This window comes from Streptomyces sp. NPDC026062 (genome assembly GCF_055568375.1).
This window is the reverse complement of sequence record NZ_JBVHOQ010000030.1, coordinates 58,134-75,473: the sequence shown is the minus strand read 5'-3', so window position 1 is coordinate 75,473 and position 17,340 is coordinate 58,134. Positions and strand designations below refer to the sequence as shown.

The 17,340-nt window shown below is 71.2% G+C and carries 18 protein-coding genes and 1 tRNA gene; 9 read left to right on the top strand and 10 right to left on the bottom strand.

What is annotated here, in order from left to right; all coding sequences use genetic code 11:
- Positions 1 to 91: 91 nt before the first annotated feature.
- Positions 92 to 165: transfer RNA gene (locus ACZ4LX_RS25660), tRNA-Met, on the top strand.
- Between the two features lie 73 nt (positions 166 to 238).
- Here the strand turns inward: ACZ4LX_RS25660 and ACZ4LX_RS25655 are convergent.
- The 4 genes from ACZ4LX_RS25655 to ACZ4LX_RS25640 form a co-directional block, all read right to left on the bottom strand.
- On the bottom strand, positions 239 to 1,387 hold the full coding sequence (locus tag ACZ4LX_RS25655; protein WP_467648953.1) for an ABC transporter substrate-binding protein: 1,149 nt from the start codon (positions 1,385 to 1,387) through the stop codon (positions 239 to 241).
- 32 nt (positions 1,388 to 1,419) lie between these two features.
- Positions 1,420 to 2,289 carry an ABC transporter permease gene (locus ACZ4LX_RS25650; protein ID WP_467648956.1) on the bottom strand — a complete coding sequence of 290 codons (870 nt, stop codon included), beginning with the start codon at positions 2,287 to 2,289 and terminating at the stop codon, positions 1,420 to 1,422.
- Complete coding sequence (locus tag ACZ4LX_RS25645; protein WP_467648959.1) at positions 2,286 to 3,104, bottom strand: ABC transporter ATP-binding protein; 819 nt, start codon at positions 3,102 to 3,104, stop codon at positions 2,286 to 2,288. The genes ACZ4LX_RS25650 and ACZ4LX_RS25645 overlap by 4 nt, the downstream gene beginning before the upstream one ends.
- Positions 3,105 to 3,343: 239 nt before the next feature.
- Positions 3,344 to 3,763: a Fur family transcriptional regulator gene (locus ACZ4LX_RS25640; RefSeq protein WP_467648961.1), complete on the bottom strand. Its 420-nt coding sequence runs from the start codon at positions 3,761 to 3,763 to the stop codon at positions 3,344 to 3,346.
- Between the two features lie 173 nt (positions 3,764 to 3,936).
- On the opposite strand from ACZ4LX_RS25640, the gene ACZ4LX_RS25635 reads away from it, so the two are divergent.
- Entirely contained in the window at positions 3,937 to 5,388 is a 1,452-nt protein-coding gene (locus ACZ4LX_RS25635; protein ID WP_467648965.1) for a catalase, read from the top strand.
- Positions 5,389 to 5,499: 111 nt separating this feature from the next.
- Here ACZ4LX_RS25635 and ACZ4LX_RS25630 read toward each other — a convergent pair whose 3' ends face one another.
- Both ACZ4LX_RS25630 and hisN read right to left on the bottom strand, forming a co-directional pair.
- A complete protein-coding gene (locus tag ACZ4LX_RS25630; protein WP_467648968.1) occupies positions 5,500 to 5,901 on the bottom strand; it encodes a CBS domain-containing protein in 402 nt (133 codons plus the stop codon).
- A gap of 225 nt (positions 5,902 to 6,126) precedes the next feature.
- A complete protein-coding gene (gene hisN, locus ACZ4LX_RS25625; RefSeq protein WP_467648972.1) occupies positions 6,127 to 6,927 on the bottom strand; it encodes a histidinol-phosphatase in 801 nt (266 codons plus the stop codon).
- Positions 6,928 to 7,049: 122 nt separating this feature from the next.
- Here hisN and ACZ4LX_RS25620 point away from each other — a divergent pair, with 122 nt between their 5' ends.
- Positions 7,050 to 7,670 carry a TetR family transcriptional regulator gene (locus ACZ4LX_RS25620; protein ID WP_467649151.1) on the top strand — a complete coding sequence of 207 codons (621 nt, stop codon included), beginning with the start codon at positions 7,050 to 7,052 and terminating at the stop codon, positions 7,668 to 7,670.
- A gap of 66 nt (positions 7,671 to 7,736) precedes the next feature.
- Here the strand turns inward: ACZ4LX_RS25620 and ACZ4LX_RS25615 are convergent, their stop codons facing one another.
- From ACZ4LX_RS25615 to ACZ4LX_RS25600, 4 genes are all read right to left on the bottom strand, one after another.
- On the bottom strand, positions 7,737 to 8,060 hold the full coding sequence (locus ACZ4LX_RS25615) for a DMT family transporter (protein ID WP_259928749.1): 324 nt from the start codon (positions 8,058 to 8,060) through the stop codon (positions 7,737 to 7,739).
- Positions 8,061 to 8,209: 149 nt separating this feature from the next.
- Positions 8,210 to 9,226, bottom strand: a complete 1,017-nt coding sequence (gene rsgA / locus ACZ4LX_RS25610) for a ribosome small subunit-dependent GTPase A (RefSeq protein WP_467648974.1) — start codon at positions 9,224 to 9,226, stop codon at positions 8,210 to 8,212.
- A 3-nt stretch (positions 9,227 to 9,229) separates the two neighbouring features.
- A complete protein-coding gene (gene aroA, locus ACZ4LX_RS25605) occupies positions 9,230 to 10,570 on the bottom strand; it encodes a 3-phosphoshikimate 1-carboxyvinyltransferase (protein WP_467648978.1) in 1,341 nt (446 codons plus the stop codon).
- Positions 10,571 to 10,671: 101 nt separating this feature from the next.
- On the bottom strand, positions 10,672 to 11,385 hold the full coding sequence (locus tag ACZ4LX_RS25600; RefSeq protein ID WP_467648980.1) for a M50 family metallopeptidase: 714 nt from the start codon (positions 11,383 to 11,385) through the stop codon (positions 10,672 to 10,674).
- Between the two features lie 65 nt (positions 11,386 to 11,450).
- Here ACZ4LX_RS25600 and ACZ4LX_RS25595 point away from each other — a divergent pair, with 65 nt between their 5' ends.
- The 6 genes from ACZ4LX_RS25595 to ACZ4LX_RS25570 all read left to right on the top strand — a co-directional run bounded on the left by ACZ4LX_RS25595 (position 11,451) and on the right by ACZ4LX_RS25570 (position 17,295).
- On the top strand, positions 11,451 to 12,266 hold the full coding sequence (locus ACZ4LX_RS25595) for an SOS response-associated peptidase (protein ID WP_467648984.1): 816 nt from the start codon (positions 11,451 to 11,453) through the stop codon (positions 12,264 to 12,266).
- Positions 12,267 to 12,316: 50 nt separating this feature from the next.
- Positions 12,317 to 12,967 carry an alpha/beta hydrolase family protein gene (locus tag ACZ4LX_RS25590; protein ID WP_467648988.1) on the top strand — a complete coding sequence of 217 codons (651 nt, stop codon included), beginning with the start codon at positions 12,317 to 12,319 and terminating at the stop codon, positions 12,965 to 12,967.
- A gap of 351 nt (positions 12,968 to 13,318) precedes the next feature.
- Positions 13,319 to 13,975, top strand: a complete 657-nt coding sequence (locus tag ACZ4LX_RS25585; RefSeq protein WP_018105559.1) for a sigma-70 family RNA polymerase sigma factor — start codon at positions 13,319 to 13,321, stop codon at positions 13,973 to 13,975.
- Positions 13,972 to 14,292, top strand: coding sequence for a mycothiol system anti-sigma-R factor (gene rsrA, locus ACZ4LX_RS25580; protein ID WP_467648992.1), 321 nt, complete (start codon positions 13,972 to 13,974; stop codon positions 14,290 to 14,292). The genes ACZ4LX_RS25585 and rsrA overlap by 4 nt, the downstream gene beginning before the upstream one ends.
- Positions 14,293 to 14,572: 280 nt before the next feature.
- Positions 14,573 to 16,006: an HD-GYP domain-containing protein gene (locus ACZ4LX_RS25575; RefSeq protein WP_467648995.1), complete on the top strand. Its 1,434-nt coding sequence runs from the start codon at positions 14,573 to 14,575 to the stop codon at positions 16,004 to 16,006.
- On the top strand, positions 16,003 to 17,295 hold the full coding sequence (locus ACZ4LX_RS25570; protein ID WP_467648997.1) for an HD-GYP domain-containing protein: 1,293 nt from the start codon (positions 16,003 to 16,005) through the stop codon (positions 17,293 to 17,295). The genes ACZ4LX_RS25575 and ACZ4LX_RS25570 overlap by 4 nt, the downstream gene beginning before the upstream one ends.
- Positions 17,296 to 17,340 lie beyond the last annotated feature (45 nt).

Here is a 17,340-nt window from a genome sequence, read left to right as displayed (position 1 = left end):
CGAAGCTGCTGCCCGGTGCGGCCTGGTGGGGGTGCCCGGGAAAGGGATTTGCGCTGGTCCAGGGCGTGACGTAGTGTTGCAACCACAACGACGCGGGGTGGAGCAGCTCGGTAGCTCGCTGGGCTCATAACCCAGAGGTCGCAGGTTCAAATCCTGTCCCCGCTACTGAAGACAGAGGGCCGGATCCTTTCGGGGATCCGGCCCTCTGCGCATGTCTCATGGTTCCACGCTCACCGGCTCAGGGCTTGTGGCCCACCGCCTCCCCGTACATCGCCCGGTCCACGGCCTTGTCCTCCTGGACCGGATCGCCCTCCGAGACGCCCGAGTCGGCGTACGCCTTCTGCAACCGGTCCGTCGTGCCCTTGCGGATCTCCCAGTCCATCCGCATCGAGGGGGTCGAGCGAAGCGTGTCCTCGTCGGTCTTCATCAGCCCGGCCAGTTCGGTGACGAAGGCGGGGTCGGACTTGTAGTCGCCCGCGAAGTAGGTGTTCACCGTGCGGATATAGGCCCGGAGGAAGGCGACGCCCGCGTCGGGGTCCTTGTTCAGCAGGTTGGGGCCGAAGAGCAGCCCGCCGAGCGGTTCTCCCACCGGCTGGCCGCCGAGGAAGGCGTACTTCTTGTCGCCGTCCACCTTCCGCCAGATCGGGTCGAGCAGCCAGGCGGAGTCCACACCGCCGTTCTGCAGGGCGGTGAGCACGTCCGCGGAGCCGAGCTGCTGGAAGCTGATCCTGTCGAGGCCGCCGCCGTGCTTCTTCAGCGAGGTGTCCATCGGATACGCGATCACCGAGCCCTTGCCGATCATCGTGCCGAGCTTCCGCCCCGCCATGTCCACGTGATCGGCGCTCTCGCCGTCCTTGAGCCTGACCCACAGGCCGCTCTTCGATGCCGGGTCGGGGGAGAAGTTTCCCGCGACCCACTTGATGGCGAAGCCGCCGTTGATGCCGTTCATCACCGCGGCCTCGGGAGCCGCCCACTGGGCGTCGACGTCCCCCTTGGCGAGCAGGGGCAGGGCGTCAGGGGTGGGGAGCACCTTCAGGGAGACGTCCAGGCCCTCCTTCGCGAACTCGCCCTTGGCGACCGCGACCTGGAGCGGCGCGACGTACTCCGCGCTCAGGGTGCCGGTGGCGACGGTGATCTTCCGCTTCTTCGTGAGCGGCTGGGGGGCCGGAGCCCCCTTGTCGCAGCGGGCGGGCTCGCGGTCGGGTGCGAGATCCGAGGGATCGGTCCAGCCGCCGGTGCCACAGCCGGCGACCGGCCGGACGGTACGCGGCGCGGCGTCGGCGGCGTCGGCGCCGTCCGACGAGTCGGTCCCGGCGCAGCCTGCCGCACCGAGCAGGGACACCGCCACGAGTGCGACGGTGCAGGTCAACGGGGTACGTGTGCGCACAGTTCCTCCGTAAGGGGAGCGGGTTGAGCCGTTCACGACTGACTGCGGCCGCGATCGCGTGGGGCCCACGGGGTGAGCAGCCGGCCCGCGATCCGCACCACTTCGGAGAAGACGACGCCCAGTACCGCCACGCAGACGATGCCGACGAACATCACGTCGTTCCTGAACAGGGCGCGGGAGTCGAAGATCAGGTGTCCCAGTCCGTCGGCCGCCGCGATCTGCTCCGAGGCGACGATGACCAGCACCGCCACCCCCGCGGCGATCCGGGCGCCGACGAGAACGGCGGGGAGCGAGGCGGGAAGCAGGATGTGCCGGAACATCTGCCAGGGCGAGGCGCCGAACACCTGCCCGGCATCCCGGTGACCGGCCGGAACGGCGAGCACGGCCGCCATCGTCGAGATCCAGACGAAGAAGAAGACGGTGGCGGCGACCAGGGCGATCTGCGGCCCTTCGCCGAGGCCGAACATATTGAGGAAGACGGGCAGGAGCGCCAGTTTCGGTACGACGTAGAGGGCGTCGAGCAGCGGTTCCAGGGCGGCCCGGACGAGCGCGAGCGAACCCATCAGCAGGCCGAGGGCGTAGCCCGCGACCGTGCCGATCGCATAACCGCCGAGGACCCGCTTGAGCGTGGCCCACACATCCGGCCACAGTTCGCCGTCGGCCGCGCGGTCCCAGCCGTCGGCGAAGATGGTGGAGGGTGCGGGGTAGACGCGCTCGTCGATCCAGGACCTGGCGGCGGCCAGCTGCCACAGCAGCACGAGGAGCAGCGGTACGGCGACGGCGAGGGCGATCTCCAGGGTGCGGCGTCGGCGGTGAGTGCGTACGGGATGGAGTTCCTGCGGCCCAGGCCTGCGGACCAGGATCTGTTCGCCGGTGCTCGTGGACTTCACGGCTGTGCTCATACCGGGGCCGCCTCTCCGCCGACCTCGCCGCGCAGCAGTTCCCACAACTCGCTCTTCAGCGCGGTGAACTCGGGTGTCGAGCGGATGGAGCCGGTGCGCGGCCGGGCGAACGGAGGGCGGTGTTCGGCGATGAGGCGGCCAGGCCGGGCGGACATCACGAGGACCCGGTCACCGAGCACGATCGCCTCCTCCAGGCTGTGGGTGATGAACAGGGTGGTGGTGCGGGTGGTCTGCGTGAGGTCGAGCAGTTCGTCCTGGAGGATCGTGCGCAGCTGTGCGTCGAGCGCCGCGAACGGCTCGTCCATCAGCAGGATCTCGGGCTCGACGGCGAGTGCGCGGGCGATCGCCACTCGCTGGCGCATCCCGCCCGAGAGCTCGGCGGGATAGGCGCCGGCGAAATCGGCGAGACCCAGCCGGTCCAGCCAGTCGCGCGCCCTGGCATCGGCCACCCGGCGGGGTACGCGCTGGATGTCGAGGCCGAAGCGGACGTTGGCGAGGACGGTCTTCCAGTCGTGGATCCCGTAGTCCTGGAAGATCATCGCGGCCGGCCGGGGCGACGTCGTACGGATGGACAGCTCACCGGCGCTGGGGCGCAGGAGCCCGGCCGCGATTCTCAGCAGGGTGGACTTGCCGCAGCCGGACGGTCCGACGATGCAGGTGAACTCGCCCGGCGCGATGTCGAGATCGACGGGTCCCAGGGCGGCCAGCGCCTTGGCGCCCCGCCCGAAGGAGCGGGAGAGCGCGCGGGCGCGGAGCTTGGGGGCGGTGGTTGTCTGCGCGGTTGCCTGGGGTGGGTTCGGGTGCGGGTCTCCCACGGGTCTCTCCTCGTACACATCGAGGTGCGCAGCCGTCGCGTGGGCGGCTGTGATCGCCGATGACGATATGACGACCCGTCAGATTCGGGAAGGGGGTGCGCAGGGGGTGCGCTCGGCGTGGTGTGTCCGGGGGCCCGCGGAACGCCGGGCGGGCGGGGGCGTCCTGGGTGTATTGCCCGTGGCGCCCACGCGAAACGCCCTCACCGGGAACGTCCGGTGAGGGCGGAGGTGCGTCGAGGTCAGGCGCTCGCGGCGCAGTTCGGGCAGATGCCTCGGTAGGTCATCTCGACGCCGGAGATCATGAAGCCGAAGCGCTCGCCTGCCGGCAGATCCGCGAGCGGGTCGCCCTCCGGGTGTACGTCACGGATGGCGCCGCACCTCGCGCAGACCAGGTGGTGGTGGGGGCGGTGTGCGTTCGGGTCGTAACGCTTGGCCCGGCGGTCGGTGGAGACCTCGATGACCTCGCCCAGGGTCACCATCTCGCCCAGGGTGTTGTAGACGGTGGCGCGGGAGATCTCGGGCAGCTTGGCGACGGCTCGCGCATGGACCTCGTCGGCCGTCAGGTGTACGTGGTCCCCGTCGAGAACCTCGGCCACGACGCGCCGCTGTGCGGTCATGCGCCAGCCGCGTCCACGGAGTCGTTCCAGCAGGTCACTCATGGCGCAAGCCTAACAGTGGGTGAAGTGGATTCCGAATGGGTGTGGCTTTGGATGCCACCTTGACTTGGACTTAGTCCATTGTAGGATCGGCTACGACGTGGGACAGGGCAGGTTGTGCTCGCCATGAGCCATGACGGCATGACGTATGTGCAGGAACAACGCAGGAGGCGCACGTGACACAGGGACCGCTCACCACGGAGGCCGGCGCACCGGTCGCCGACAACCAGAACAGCCAGACGGCGGGCGTCGGCGGTCCGGTCCTGGTGCAGGACCAGTCGCTGCTGGAGAAGCTCGCGCACTTCAACCGTGAACGCATACCGGAGCGCATCGTGCACGCCCGCGGCGCCGGTGCGTACGGCACGTTCACGCTGACGCGTGACGTCTCGCAGTGGACGCGGGCGAAGTTCCTCTCCGAGGTCGGCAAGCAGACCGAGACCTTCCTGCGCTTCTCCACCGTCGCGGGCAACCTCGGATCCGCCGACGCGGTACGCGACCCGCGTGGCTTCGCGCTGAAGTTCTACACCGAGGACGGCAACTACGACCTCGTCGGCAACAACACCCCGGTGTTCTTCATCAAGGACGCCATCAAGTTCCCCGACTTCATCCACACCCAGAAGCGCGACCCGTACACCGGCTCGCAGGAGGCGGACAACGTCTGGGACTTCTGGGGTCTGTCGCCCGAGTCCACCCACCAGGTGACCTGGCTCTTCGGCGACCGGGGCATCCCGGCCACGCTCCGTCACATGAACGGGTACGGCTCGCACACCTACCAGTGGAGCAACGAGGCCGGCGAGGTCTTCTGGGTCAAGTACCACTTCAAGACCGACCAGGGCATCAAGAACCTCACCCAGGACGAGGCCAACAAGCTCGCCGGTGAGGACCCGGACAGCCATCAGCGCGATCTGCGCGAGTCCATCGAGCGGGGCGACTTCCCGTCCTGGACCGTGCAGGTGCAGATCATGCCGGCGGCCGAAGCGGCGACGTACCGCTTCAACCCGTTCGACCTCACCAAGGTGTGGCCGCACGAGGACTACCCGCCGGTCGAGATCGGGAAGCTGGAGCTCAACCGGAACCCGGAGAACATCTTCGCCGAGACCGAGCAGTCGATCTTCAGCCCCGCGCACTTCGTGCCCGGCATCGGCCCGTCCCCCGACAAGATGCTCCAGGGCCGTCTCTTCGCGTACGGCGACGCGCACCGCTACCGCGTCGGCATCAACGCCGACCACCTGCCGGTCAACCGCCCGCACGCCACCGAGGCGCGGACCAACAGCCGTGACGGGTATCTGTACGACGGCCGTCACAAGGGTGCGAAGAACTACGAGCCGAACAGCTTCGGCGGGCCGGCCGAGACCGGCCGCCCCCTGTGGGAGGCCACCCAGGTCACGGGCGGCACCGGCACCCACGAGGCGCCGAGCCACGCGGAGGACAACGACTTCGTGCAGGCCGGGAACCTCTACCGGCTCTACTCCGAGGACGAGAAGAGCCGGCTGATCGACAACCTCGCGGGGTTCATAGCGAAGGTCTCGCGCGACGACATCGCCGAGCGTGCGATCAACAACTTCCGCCAGGCCGACGGGGACTTCGGCAAGCGGCTGGAGGCGGCCGTCCAGGCCCTGCGCGGCTGAAGGGCTGTCCCCGGGCCCTCTCGTCCGGACCGTGCCGGGCCGGCTCGGGTTCTCCGTTCCGGCGGCCGGCCGGTTCCCCTGCGCGGGGGCCGGCCGGCCGTGCGGCGCCCGTCAGCCGGCCAGCTCCATCGGGTGGCGCCTGGCCGGCGTCCAGCAGCGGATGATGTCGCGCACCGAGACGATGCCGACCGGCCCGTCGGCGTCCAGCACGATCAGATGCCGGAAGCCTCCGTGTGTCATGGCCTCGGCGGCCTCCTCCAGCGTCCAGGTCGGTGCCGCGAAGACCACATCGGTCGTCGTGTGGGCGGACGCGGTCTCGGTGTCGGGGTCCTGCCCCAGCCCGACCGCGTCGAGGATGTCGCGCTCGGTGATGATCCCGAACCCGCAGGTGTCCGGGTCGTGCACGACGGCTGCTCCGATCCGGCGCGCCGACATCAGCCGGGCGGCCTCGCGGAGGGTGTGGGCCGGGCCGATGGTGAGGACCATCGTGCTCATGGCGTCGCGGACGAGCATGAGGGGAGCCACCTCCTGCGTGAAACGGATTCTGTGAGCCGATTCACAAGTTCACAAGTGGGGGGACTCTCAGAGTGGCACCGATGCGGGGCGGCAACAAGGGGGAGTGAAGGTCGTTGAGGGGGCGTGCGGCAGTGCCGCACGCCCCCTCGTTGGTTCGGCGCGCCTGCTCGGGCCCGGACGCCCCGGTACGGCCTCGGGCCCGGACGGCCCGGTACGGCACGCTCAGTAGCGCTGGTTCAGATAGCCGAGCAGTTCGTGGTGGAGCGTCCCGTTCGAAGCCGCGGCATTTCCGCCACCCGGTCCGTCGACCCCGTCCAGGCTGGTGAACCGGCCGCCGGCCTCCTGGACGATGATCGCGTTCGCCGCCATGTCCCAGAGGGAGAGCTCCGGCTCGGCGCAGATGTCGACGGAACCCTCGGCGACCATCATGTACGGCCAGAAGTCCCCGTACCCACGGGTGCGCCAGCAGGCCCGGGTCAGGTCCATGAAGCCGTCCAGCCTGCCCTGCTCCTCCCAGCCGGTCAGCGAGGAGTACGCGAACGAGGCGTCCGCGACGCGCTCCACCTTCGAGACCTGCAGCCGGGTCGCCGAGGTCAGGCTCCGGCCGGAGAACGCGCCCGCCCCCTTCGCCGCCCACCACCGCCGCTGCAGCGCGGGCGCGGACACCACACCGACCACCGGCTGGAACCCGTCCTCGCCGGCCTCCATCAGCGAGATCAGCGTCGCCCAGACCGGCACGCCGCGCACGTAGTTCTTGGTGCCGTCGATCGGATCGATCACCCAGCGGCGCGGACCCGTCCCCTCGATCCCGTACTCCTCGCCCAGGATCGCGTCGCGCGGACGTGCCCGATGGAGGTGGCCGCGGATCAGCTCCTCGGCGGCCTTGTCGGCCTCGCTCACCGGCGTCATGTCCGGTTTGGTCTCGACCTTGAGGTCCAGAGCCTTGAACCGGTCCATCGTCGTCGCGTCGGCGGCGTCCGCCAGCACGTGGGCGAGGCGCAGATCATCGTGGTAATCGGGCATGCCGTCACAGTATCCACCGCCGCTGAACGGAGCCACATGGGCCCGGAGGCCGCGCGGCCCCTTGACAGGGTGCGGGAGCGCCTCAACTCTGAATCGCAGGGCCCTCGGTGGGGGAGGCGATGATGCCGACAGCGCGGGAAGCACTGCTGGACGCGGCCCACGCGGCGCTGGCCGCCCGGCCCTGGCCCACCGTGAGGATGGTCGATGTGGCGGCGGGCGCGGGGGTGTCCCGCCAGACGCTCTACAACGAGTTCGGCAGCAAGGACGGACTGGCCCGCGCCCTGCTCCGGCGCGCCGCCGACAGCTATCTGGCAGGCGTCGAGCAGGCGCTGGGATCCTCGGGCGGTACGGGCGACAGGCTGGCCGCCACCGCTGCCTGGACGGTCCGCGCAACCCGGGCGAACGCCTTGGTCAGGGGGTTGCTCACGGGCTGCTGGGGCGAGCGGCTGCCCCGCCCCGCCGCCGCGGTGCGCCGTGCGCCCTCCGCCGTGCCGGCCCAGCGCAGGGCCGATGCCGGACCTCCCACCCCCGCCGAACTCCTCGGCCAGGTCAGGGACCGCGCGGTGGCCGCTCTGGAGGAGGGCCGTCCCCCGTACGACCCGGCGGCCCTGGCCATGGCGTGCGAACTCGCTCTTCGGCTCGCCCTGTCCTACGCACTGGTGCCGCCGCCTCCGGGCGTGGCCGGAGACGGGGTGCCGCTGGTGCGGGAGATCGTGGGCCGGCTGCCGGACGTGGCGGCCTGAGCGGACGGTGGGGGAGAAGCTGGTGGGGGAGATACCGGCGGGTCAGGCCGTCAGCGGGTCAGGCCGTCAGTGGGACGAGCCGGAGAGCTGGAGTCCGATCACGCCGAGGATCACCAGGGAGATCGAGACCAGTTTGAGCGTGGAGACCACGTCGTCCAGGAACACCATGCCGTAGATCGCGGTGCCCGCCGCGCCGATGCCGGTCCACACCGCGTAGGCGGGCCCGACGTCGAGCTTCTTCAGCGACAGGGTCAGCAGGCCGAAGCTGCCGAGGGCGAAGACGCAGAAGGCGATGGTCGGCCAGAGCCGGGTGAAGCCGTGCGAGAGCTTGAGGCAGACCGCGAAGCCGGTCTCCAGAAGTCCCGCGACCACGACCAGCAGCCACGCCATCGTCAGTGCCTCTCCCGGGTAGGTGACCGCCTTGTACCGCTGGGTGTGATTATGCACTTACCAGTCGCGTGTGATCGCAAACGTGGCGGAGCCTGTCGCCTTCGTATCGTTTCCGGGGCAGCCGGTCCCGCCCGCGCGCCGCCACGAGGTCAGTCGCCCTCGCGCCGCTCCCGCGTGGACAGCAGCCTGCGCAGCGAGTCCAGCCGTGCGGGATCGGCGTGGCCCGCCGCCACCCAGGCATCCAGCGCGCATTCCGGTTGCTGGCTGTCATGGGTGCAGCCGCGCGGGCACTCCTCGGTGCCGGGCTGCAGGTCGGGGAAGGCGTTGATGACCCGCGACGGGTCGATGTGGTTGAGCCCGAAGGAACGGACGCCGGGGGTGTCGATCACCCAGCCCCGGTAGTCCGGCAGCGGAAGCGCCAGCGCCGACGTGGTGGTGTGGCGGCCTCGTCCGGTGACCGCGTTGACGATGCCGGTCGTCCGCCGCCTGTCCTTCGGTACGAGCGCGTTGACCAGCGTGGTCTTTCCGACACCGGAGTGCCCCACGAAGGCGGTCACCCGGTCGTTCAGCTGCTCGCGTACGCGCTCCGCCGCGTCGCCGTTCTCCAGTTCCTCGCGACTGGTGACGATGAACGGGACCCCCAGCGGGGTGTACGCCTCCAGCAGCTTGTCCGGGGAGGCCAGATCGGACTTGGTCAGCACCAGGAGAGGGGAGAGCCCGCCGTCGTACGCGGCGACCAGACAGCGGTCGATCATGCGCGGACGGGGTTCCGGATCGGCCAGGGCGGTGACGATCGCCAGCTGGTCGGCGTTGGCCACCACCACCCGCTCGAACGGGTCGTCGTCGTCCGCCGTCCGGCGGAGCACCGACCGGCGCTCGCCGATCCGCACGATCCGGGCGAGGGTGTCCTTGTCGCCTGAGAGGTCGCCGACGATGGAGACGGTGTCGCCCACCACCGCGGCCTTGCGGCCCAGCTCGCGGGCCTTCATCGCGATGACCGTGCGCCCCTCGACGAGGCAGGTGAGGCGCCCTCGGTCCACGGTGAGGACCATGCCCTCCTCGGCGTCCTCGTGCTTGGGCCGGATGTGCGTACGAGGCCGGTTGCCCTTGCGGTTGGGGCGGACCCGGATGTCGTCCTCGTCGGGGTTCTTGCCGTAGCGGCGCATGTCTCAGGCCCCGAGCATTCCGGTCCACATCTGCGGGAAGTCGGGCAGGGTCTTGGCGGTCGTCGCCACGTTCTCGATCTCCACTCCGGGGACGGCAAGGCCGATGATCGACCCCGCGGTGGCCATCCGGTGGTCGTCGTACGTATGGAAGGTACCGCCGCGCAGCGGCTTCGGCCGGATGTGGAGGCCGTCCTCGGTCTCGGTGACGTCGCCGCCGAGCCCGTTGATCTCCTTGGTGAGCGCGGCCAGCCGGTCCGTCTCGTGCAGCCGCAGATGGGCGACGCCGCTCAGGGTGGAGGGGGAGTCGGCCAGGGCCGCGACGGCCGCGATGCCCGGGGTCAGCTCGCCGACCTCGCCGAGGTCCACGTCGATGCCGTGGACCCGGCCCGAGCCGGTGAACGTGAGCCCGTGCTCGGTCAGCTCGCAGCTGCCGCCCATCGCGGTGAAGATCTCGCGCAGCGCGTCTCCGGGCTGCGTGGTGCGCAGCGGCCAGTCAGGAATGGTGACCCGGCCACCGGTGACCAGTGCCGCCGCCAGGAACGGCTGGGCGTTGGAGAGGTCCGGCTCCACGGTCAGGTCGCGGCCGAGCAGGGCCGAGGGGGAGACCCGCCAGACGTTCGGCTCGCCGCCCGTCTCCGGCTCGTCCACCTGTGCGCCGACGGCCCGCAGCATGTCGACGGTCATCCGGATGTGCGGCATCGAGGGGAGCCGGGGGCCGGTGTGACGTACCTCCACGCCCTGGTTGAAGCGCGGCGCCGACAGCAGCAGGGCCGAGACGAACTGGGAGGACGAGGAGGCGTCGATCGCCACCGGGCCGCCGTCCAGCGCGCCGCCGCCGTGCACGGTCATCGGGAGGGAGCCCCGGCCGTCGTCGTCGATCCGGGCGCCGAGCACCCGCAGGGCGTCGATCACACCGGTCAGCGGGCGCTCGTAGGAACGGGGGTCACCGTCGAAGCGGACCGGCCCGTTGGCCAGGGTGGCCACCGGAGGAAGGAAGCGCATGACCGTACCGGCGTTGCCCACGTCGACGGTGACCGGGCCGTGCAGGCCGGCCGGGATGACCCGCCAGGCCTCGCCCGAACCGTCCGGGCCACCGGCGGGGGACGAGCTGGAGGAGACCGTCTCCTCGATGCCGACACCCATCGCGCGCAGCGCCTCGGCCATCAGCAGGGTGTCGCGGGAGCGCAGCGGGCGGCGCAGCCAGCCGGGCTCGGACGAGAGCGCGGCCAGCACCAGCGCGCGGTTGGTGACCGACTTCGATCCGGGCACCGTGACGGTGGCGTCGACGGCTCCGCTCGCGTGAGGGGCGGGCCAGAGGGCGGGGTGCACGGCACTTTCGGTCATGGAGTTCACTTTAGTGGCTTGTCGCAAGCCTGGATTCTGATCAAAAACGATGAAATCGCGCCGTAACGCCGTGCTGGTAAGGGCATTGCCCACGGACCGGCTCACAGCCCCAGCAGCCAGCTCCCGCCGCCGATCAGCGAGCAGAGCGACACCGCGTGGAACAGGAACAGCCACAGCGCGGCCGGTACGTCGGTCAGCCGGGAGAGCTGGTCCGCGTCCGAGTCCGGCGCCCCGCCGTGCCGCCGCTTGGACTGCAGCTCGAACGCCGGACGCACGCCGCCCAGCAGCAGGAACCAGACCGCGCTGTAGGCGAACAGCGACTGCCAGGCGGGTGAGGCCAGCCATGACATCAGCAGGAAGAGCGAACCGGTGAGGATCACCGTCAGCGCCCCGTACACATTGCGGATCATCACCAGCATCACCGCGAGCAGGGCCGTGGCCACCCACAGCAGCAGGGTGATCCTGCCGTTCACCAGCAGCCAGGCACCGCCGAGGCCCAGCAGGGAGGGCGCGGTGTAGCCGGCCGCCGCGGTCAGGACCATGCCGATCCCGGTCGGCTTGCCTCGGCTCACCGTCAGTCCGCTGGTGTCCGAGTGCAGCCGGATGCCCGAGAGCTGCCGCCCGGTGAGCAGCGCGACCAGGCCGTGGCCGCCCTCGTGGGCGATGGTGATCGCGTTGCGCGACAGCCGCCATATGACGTTCGGTACGACGGCGATGAGCGCCGCCGTGGCGGTCACCACGACCAGCCACTGCTCCGGGGCGGGCTGGGTGCCGAAGACGCGGTCCCACAGGTTGCCGAGATCGGTGCTGTCCATGGTGCGGGCGGCTCCTTGGGGTAATGGCGTCCGGTCGGGATGACGGTCGTGGCAGTCTGGCACTTATGTGCGGACGGTATGCAGCGAGTCGGCGGCCCGAGGATCTGACCGGACTCTTCCAGGTGGAGAAGTGGGAACCGGCCGAGACGCTGGAACCCGACTACAACGTGGCGCCGACCAAGGAGGTCTACGCCGTACTGGAGCGTCCTGTGAAGGACGCCCACGACCGGCGTCCGGTTCGCCAGATGCGTGCCCTGAAATGGGGGCTCGTCCCCTCCTGGGCCACATCCCCGGAGGGCGGCGCCCGGATGATCAACGCCCGCGCCGAGACGGTCCACGAGAAGCCGTCCTTCCGCCGCCCCTTCGTCTCCCGGCGCTGCATCCTGCCGGCCGACGGCTATTACGAGTGGGTGACCGGTACCGAGGAGCGGCAGCTGGAGGAGAAGGGCCGGAAGAAGCGCCCCCGCAAGCAGCCGTACTTCGTGACCCCCGCCGACGGATCGGTCTTCGCCATGGCCGGTCTGTACGAGTTCTGGCGCGACCGCACCCTGCCGGACGACCACCCGCAGGCCTGGTGGGTGACCTGTTCGGTGATCACGACCGAGGCGGAGACGAGCCCGCTCGCCGTCGCGCCCGCCGAGGGGCCTGCCGCGCTCGCCGACATCCACCCCCGGATGCCGCTGATGCTGACCCCGGACCGCTGGGACGACTGGCTGGATCCCTCCCGTACCGACGTCGAGGAGCTGCGCGGGCTGCTCGCGCCCCCGCCCGGCGGGCTGATGCGGGCCTATCCGGTGGCCACGGCCGTCAGTAATGTCCGCAACAACGGTCCCGAGCTGCTCGACGAGCTGGCCGCACCCGAGGTGGGCACGCTCTTCTGAGGGCCGTGCCGCACCCGGGACGGCCCGCTGCGGATTGGTTGGATGGGGGTGTGAAAGCCACCGAGAAGGACCCCCGCGCCGAAACGGTCGACACCGACGCCGGCCCCGCCCGGATCACCTGGGTGCCCGCGGCCCGGCCCCGCCTCCTGCTCGCGCTCGGACACGGCGCGGGCGGCGGCATCGAGGCCCGGGACCTGAAGGCCCTGGCCGCCGCGCTGCCCGCCCGGGGGGTGAGCGTCGCCCTGGTGGAGCAGCCCTGGCGGGTCGCCGGGAAGAAGCTCGCGCCCGCCCCGAAGACCCTGGACACCGGCTGGCGCGGCCTGTGGCCTGCGCTGGCGGCCCAGGGGCTCCCGGTCGTCGCCGGCGGACGCAGTGCCGGGGCGAGGGTGGCCTGCCGTACGGCGGCCGGTCTCGGCGCCCGCGCGGTCCTCGCGCTGAGCTTCCCGCTGCACCCCCCGGGCCGCCCGGAGAAGTCCCGCGCGGACGAACTCCTGGCTTCCGGCCTTCCCACGCTCGTCGTCCAGGGCGGCAACGACCCGTTCGGCAAGCCCGGCGAATTCCCTCCGGGGGAGTACCGGATGGCCGAGGTGCCGGACGGGGACCACGGCTTCGCCGTCCCCCGGCGGTCCGGGCTGACCGAGGATCAGGCGATGGAGATCCTCACCGCGGCCGTGACCGGCTGGCTGGCCGACGCCGTGTGACTGGAGGCCGGGACCCGTCGGCCCGGGTCCCGCGGCCACCGTGCGGAACACGGCCGGGAATCCGCCCCTGGCATGTGACCCGCGACCCGGGAATGTTGGACGGGGGGCCGCTGTTGTTCGGGACGTCGGTACACCAACGTCGTATGTGGAGAGGGAGTCCGTCGCATGGGTTCGACCATCTGCCCGCGTCGCTCGAACGCCGCTGACCTGGAGTGGACGGTGCTGCATGCGGCCAGGACCACTCCCGAGCGGGCACTGAGCGGATCGGATCGACAGCCCGCGTCGGACCAAGGTCGACTATTCTCCGATTCGAGCGGGTCCGGTTTCGGCTCCGCCACAGCGTTGGAGGAGGTGGGTCCGGTCACTGGGACCGACACAGGGACCGACGACGGCCGCCCGCAGGAGACGACCGCCGAGCGCAACGCGCGCTTCGAGCGCGATGCCCTCGGTTTCCTCGACCAGATGTACTCGGCCGCGCTGCGCATGACGCGCAACCCCGCGGACGCCGAGGACCTGGTCCAGGAGACGTATGCCAAGGCGTACGGCTCCTTCCACCAGTTCCGTGAGGGCACCAACCTCAAGGCCTGGATGTACCGCATCCTCACGAACACCTTCATCAACTCGTACCGCAAGAAGCAGCGCGAACCTCAGCGCAGTGCCGCCGAGGAGATCGAGGACTGGCAGCTGGCGCGCGCCGAGTCGCACATGTCGACCGGTCTGCGCTCGGCCGAGTCCCAGGCCCTCGACCACCTGCCCGACTCCGATGTGAAGTCTGCGCTGCAGGCGATCCCCGAAGAGTTCCGCATCGCGGTTTATCTTGCCGATGTAGAGGGCTTTGCCTACAAGGAGATCGCGGACATCATGGGGACTCCCATCGGTACGGTGATGTCCCGGCTGCACCGGGGCCGCCGTCAGCTGCGCGGCATGCTGGAGGACTACGCCCGTGACCGCGGGCTCGTGCCGGCGGGCGCCGGTGAGTCGGACGATCGGAAAGGCTCGGGCTCATGAGCTGCGGAGAGCCGCACGAGACGGAGTGCTCAGAGGTCCTCGATCACCTCTACGAGTTCCTCGACCGGGAGATGCCCGACAGCGACTGCACCAAGTTCGAGGTGCACTTCGGTGAGTGCTCCCCCTGCCTGGAGAAGTACGGCCTGGAGCAGGCCGTGAAGAAGCTCGTGAAGCGCTGCTGCGGTCAGGACGACGTACCGTCCGACCTGCGCTCCAAGGTGATGGGCCGGATCGATCTGATCCGGTCCGGGCAGGCGGTGCCGGACCAGGACGTCACGGCCTCCGACACCGAGCTGCCGGCCGCCGCCGGCGAATGACGCATCACCCGAACGTGCTAATCGCGGTCGTCGGCCCTCGGCCGGGACGCCCAACTCGTTAGCCTGGCGCCTTCATTGGCGATGCCGGGGAGTGACCGAAAAGTATCGTTTTCCGCCCGGAAGGGTGGGTTTGTGGCGTCCGATGCGTGCTCTTGCAAGGCGCCGGAGCGTCCTCGTGACGGAATTCGCGCGGGCGTCCCGGCAACGCCGCGAGAGTGCGTGCCGGACGCCGTGAACCGGGCGGCACTGCGCGGACACGACCTGGGGGCGGGCGGAACGGGTGAGAGCCACACGTGGCGCGGCGCGGGCGTACATCCTGGCCGTCGCGCTCGGTGCCGCCCTCTGCGTGCTGCCCGCGCTGCGTCCCGGCGCGGGCACCCCGTGGACCACCCTCGGCATGCTGGCCGGGCTCTACCTGGTCTCTGAACTGCCCGGCCGGTTCCCCTTCTTCGGCAGCTCCGTGACGGCCGGTGCCGGATCGTTCTTTCCCCTGCTGCTTGCCGCGGCCTTCCTGCTGCCGCCCCAGGCCGCCGCGCTGGTCGCGATCCCGGGCTCGCTCGTCGGCCGGGTGGAGAAACCGCCCGCGGCCGCGCGCCGGATCTGGCGTGCGGGCCGGCTGTCCCTCACCGTCTGGGCGGCCTCGTCCGCACACACCCTGCTCGGCGGTCCCGCCGCGCTCGGCGGGTCCGGCCCCGGCAGGCTTCCCGACCTCCCGTACGCCCTCCTGCCCGCCTGCGCCGCCGCACTGGTCTTCAGCCTCGTCCTGACCGCCCTGGACGGGGCCGTCCTCGCCGCCGCCGAGCAGCTGCCGCTGCGGCGTGCCTGGAGCGGGCTGCTGCCGCGCTCGCTCGGGCCGCACCTGGTGCACGGCCTCGCCGGCCTGATGATGGCGGTCCTGTGGAACAGCTCGTACGGGCCGCTGGCCGCGCTCTTCGTCCTGCTGCCGATGTACATCTCCTGCTGGGTCTTCGCCCAGTACCACCGCGAGCACGCCGCGCACCGCGCCACGATCAGGGCCCTGGTCCAGGCCGTCGACATCAAGGACACGTACACCCGGGGGCACAGCGAGCGGGTGGGGCACGCGTCCGTGCTCATCGCCCAGGAGCTGGGCATGGCGCGGGAGCGCATCGAGGTGCTCCGGTTCGCCGGGATCCTGCACGACATCGGCAAGCTCGGCGTGCCGACGCGCGTGCTCCGCAAGGACGGGCCGTTGACGCCGGAGGAGCGCCGGGTGATCGAGCTGCACCCGGAGTACGGGCACGAGATCGTACGCGGCATCGGCTTCCTCGGCGAGGCGCGGGCCGCGATCCTGCACCACCACGAACGGCTCGACGGCAGCGGGTACCCGTACGGGCTGACCGGTCGCCGGATCCCCGAGTTCGCCCGGGTCGTCGCCGTGGCCGACGCGTTCGACGCCATGACCTCGACCCGCTCCTACCGGCCGGGCCGCCCCGTGTCCGTCGCCGTGGCGGAGCTCAAGCGGTGTGCGGGCACCCAGTTCGACCCGCAGATGGTGCGGGCGCTGGCGCGGGGGCTGGAACGGAACGGGTGGCCGGGGTCGGCGACGGCGGTGACGGCGGACGAGGCCCGGGTCCCGCTGACGCGGGGCGAGGACGGGAGCGGAAGCGGGGCCCGGAGCACGGGTGGCGGGGCCGTCCGGGAGCCGGTGCGTCCCCGGACGCCGGACGGGCTCGACTCGGGCCTGCCCCGGTGAGCCCCCGGTGGATACGGCTGTCGCCCGTCGTCCTGGCCGTGCGCGGCGCCGCCCTCGCGCTCGCCGCCGCCGGGCTCGGGCACACCCTCTGGTACGGCGTCCGCGAACCCGGCCTTGCCCTCGCCTTCGGGGTGCTCATCACCATCGGTGAGCTGGCCCGCTGGGGCGCTCAGCCGGGGGAGCGGGAGCCGGCGCCGCTCGGCGCGGCAGGGGCGCTCGCGTACTCCCTGCTCGGGCGCAGCGGCGGGGAGCCCACCCATCACGGGGTGCTCCAGGTGATCGCCGTGCTCGTCACGGCGCAGCTCGTCGCCTCCGTGCCCCACATCGCGCGCGGCAGCGGTCCGGGCCCCGACCGGGTGGCCCGCCGGATCCTGACCGTCGCCTTCGCGGCCGTCTGCTTCCAGCCGCTGTACAACTCCGGCCGGTCGGCGGACTGGTTCGGCGAGGGGCCGTACCACGCGGCCTTCCTCCTCGTGCTGCTCGGCCTCACCGCCCTGTGCGAGGCCGTGCTGGGCGCCCTGCTGACGCGGGCCCGGACGCGGCCCCGCCGCCTCCGCGCGGCGGGCGCCACCCCCGTCCCGTACGGGCCGCTGCTCCGCGACGAGCTGAGGGCGCTGAGAGGCATCGGACCGGCCGTCTGCGCGACCGGTGCCGTGATGGCGCTCGGCGTCGCCGTCGCCGGTCTGTGGGCGCTGCCCGTCCTGTGCGTGCCCCTGTTCCTGACGCAGGTCTCGTTCCGCCGGTTCGCCGCTGTGCGTACCACCTACCGCCAGACCATCGCCTCGCTCGCCCGGTCCACCGAGATAGCCGGATACACCCCGCACGGCCACGCCCGCAGGGTGGCGGTGCTCTGTACGGCCGTCGGGCGCGAGATGGGCCTCTCCGGGCCCGAGCTCACGGTCCTGGAGTACGCGGCGCTCATGCACGACATCGGCCAGCTCTCGCTCGTCGATCCCGTGCCGGCCGGGGCGACCGCCGTGCTGCCGGCCGACGAGCAGCGCAGGATCGCCCTGCTGGGCGGCGCCGTGGTCCGGCAGACCGGGGTGGACACCGAGGTCGCCGTCGTCGTGGAACAGCAGGCGGACCCCTATCGCGAGCAGCCGTTGTCCGCCAGGATCGTCCGGGTGGCCAACGCATACGACGATCTGTGCGGGGAAGGTCTCAGCGGGCCGCTCGGCGCTCTGGAGCAGCTCAGGCTCGGGACCGGCCGTGATTACCAGCCCCAGGTCGTGGAATCGCTTGCCAGGGTTCTGGCCAGGGGCGGTCTGACCCCTGTCCTGCCTGGGTAACCCATGGGTAATGAGCGGGCGTCCGGCCGGGCATGGTTGGATGCG

Coding starts and splice junctions, on each gene's coding strand:
- ACZ4LX_RS25620 (WP_467649151.1), top strand. CDS start 7,050: ATGCCGACAGCGCGGGAAGCACTGCTGGACGCGGCCCACGCGGCGCTG.
- ACZ4LX_RS25630 (WP_467648968.1), bottom strand. CDS start 5,901: ATGCTCGTCCGCGACGCCATGAGCACGATGGTCCTCACCATCGGCCCG.
- hisN (WP_467648972.1), bottom strand. CDS start 6,927: ATGCCCGATTACCACGATGATCTGCGCCTCGCCCACGTGCTGGCGGAC.
- rsgA (WP_467648974.1), bottom strand. CDS start 9,226: ATGCGCCGCTACGGCAAGAACCCCGACGAGGACGACATCCGGGTCCGC.
- aroA (WP_467648978.1), bottom strand. CDS start 10,570: ATGACCGAAAGTGCCGTGCACCCCGCCCTCTGGCCCGCCCCTCACGCG.
- ACZ4LX_RS25595 (WP_467648984.1), top strand. CDS start 11,451: ATGTGCGGACGGTATGCAGCGAGTCGGCGGCCCGAGGATCTGACCGGA.
- rsrA (WP_467648992.1), top strand. CDS start 13,972: ATGAGCTGCGGAGAGCCGCACGAGACGGAGTGCTCAGAGGTCCTCGAT.
- ACZ4LX_RS25600 (WP_467648980.1), bottom strand. CDS start 11,385: ATGGACAGCACCGATCTCGGCAACCTGTGGGACCGCGTCTTCGGCACC.
- ACZ4LX_RS25650 (WP_467648956.1), bottom strand. CDS start 2,289: ATGAGCACAGCCGTGAAGTCCACGAGCACCGGCGAACAGATCCTGGTC.
- ACZ4LX_RS25615 (WP_259928749.1), bottom strand. CDS start 8,060: ATGGCGTGGCTGCTGGTCGTGGTCGCGGGACTTCTGGAGACCGGCTTC.
- ACZ4LX_RS25640 (WP_467648961.1), bottom strand. CDS start 3,763: ATGAGTGACCTGCTGGAACGACTCCGTGGACGCGGCTGGCGCATGACC.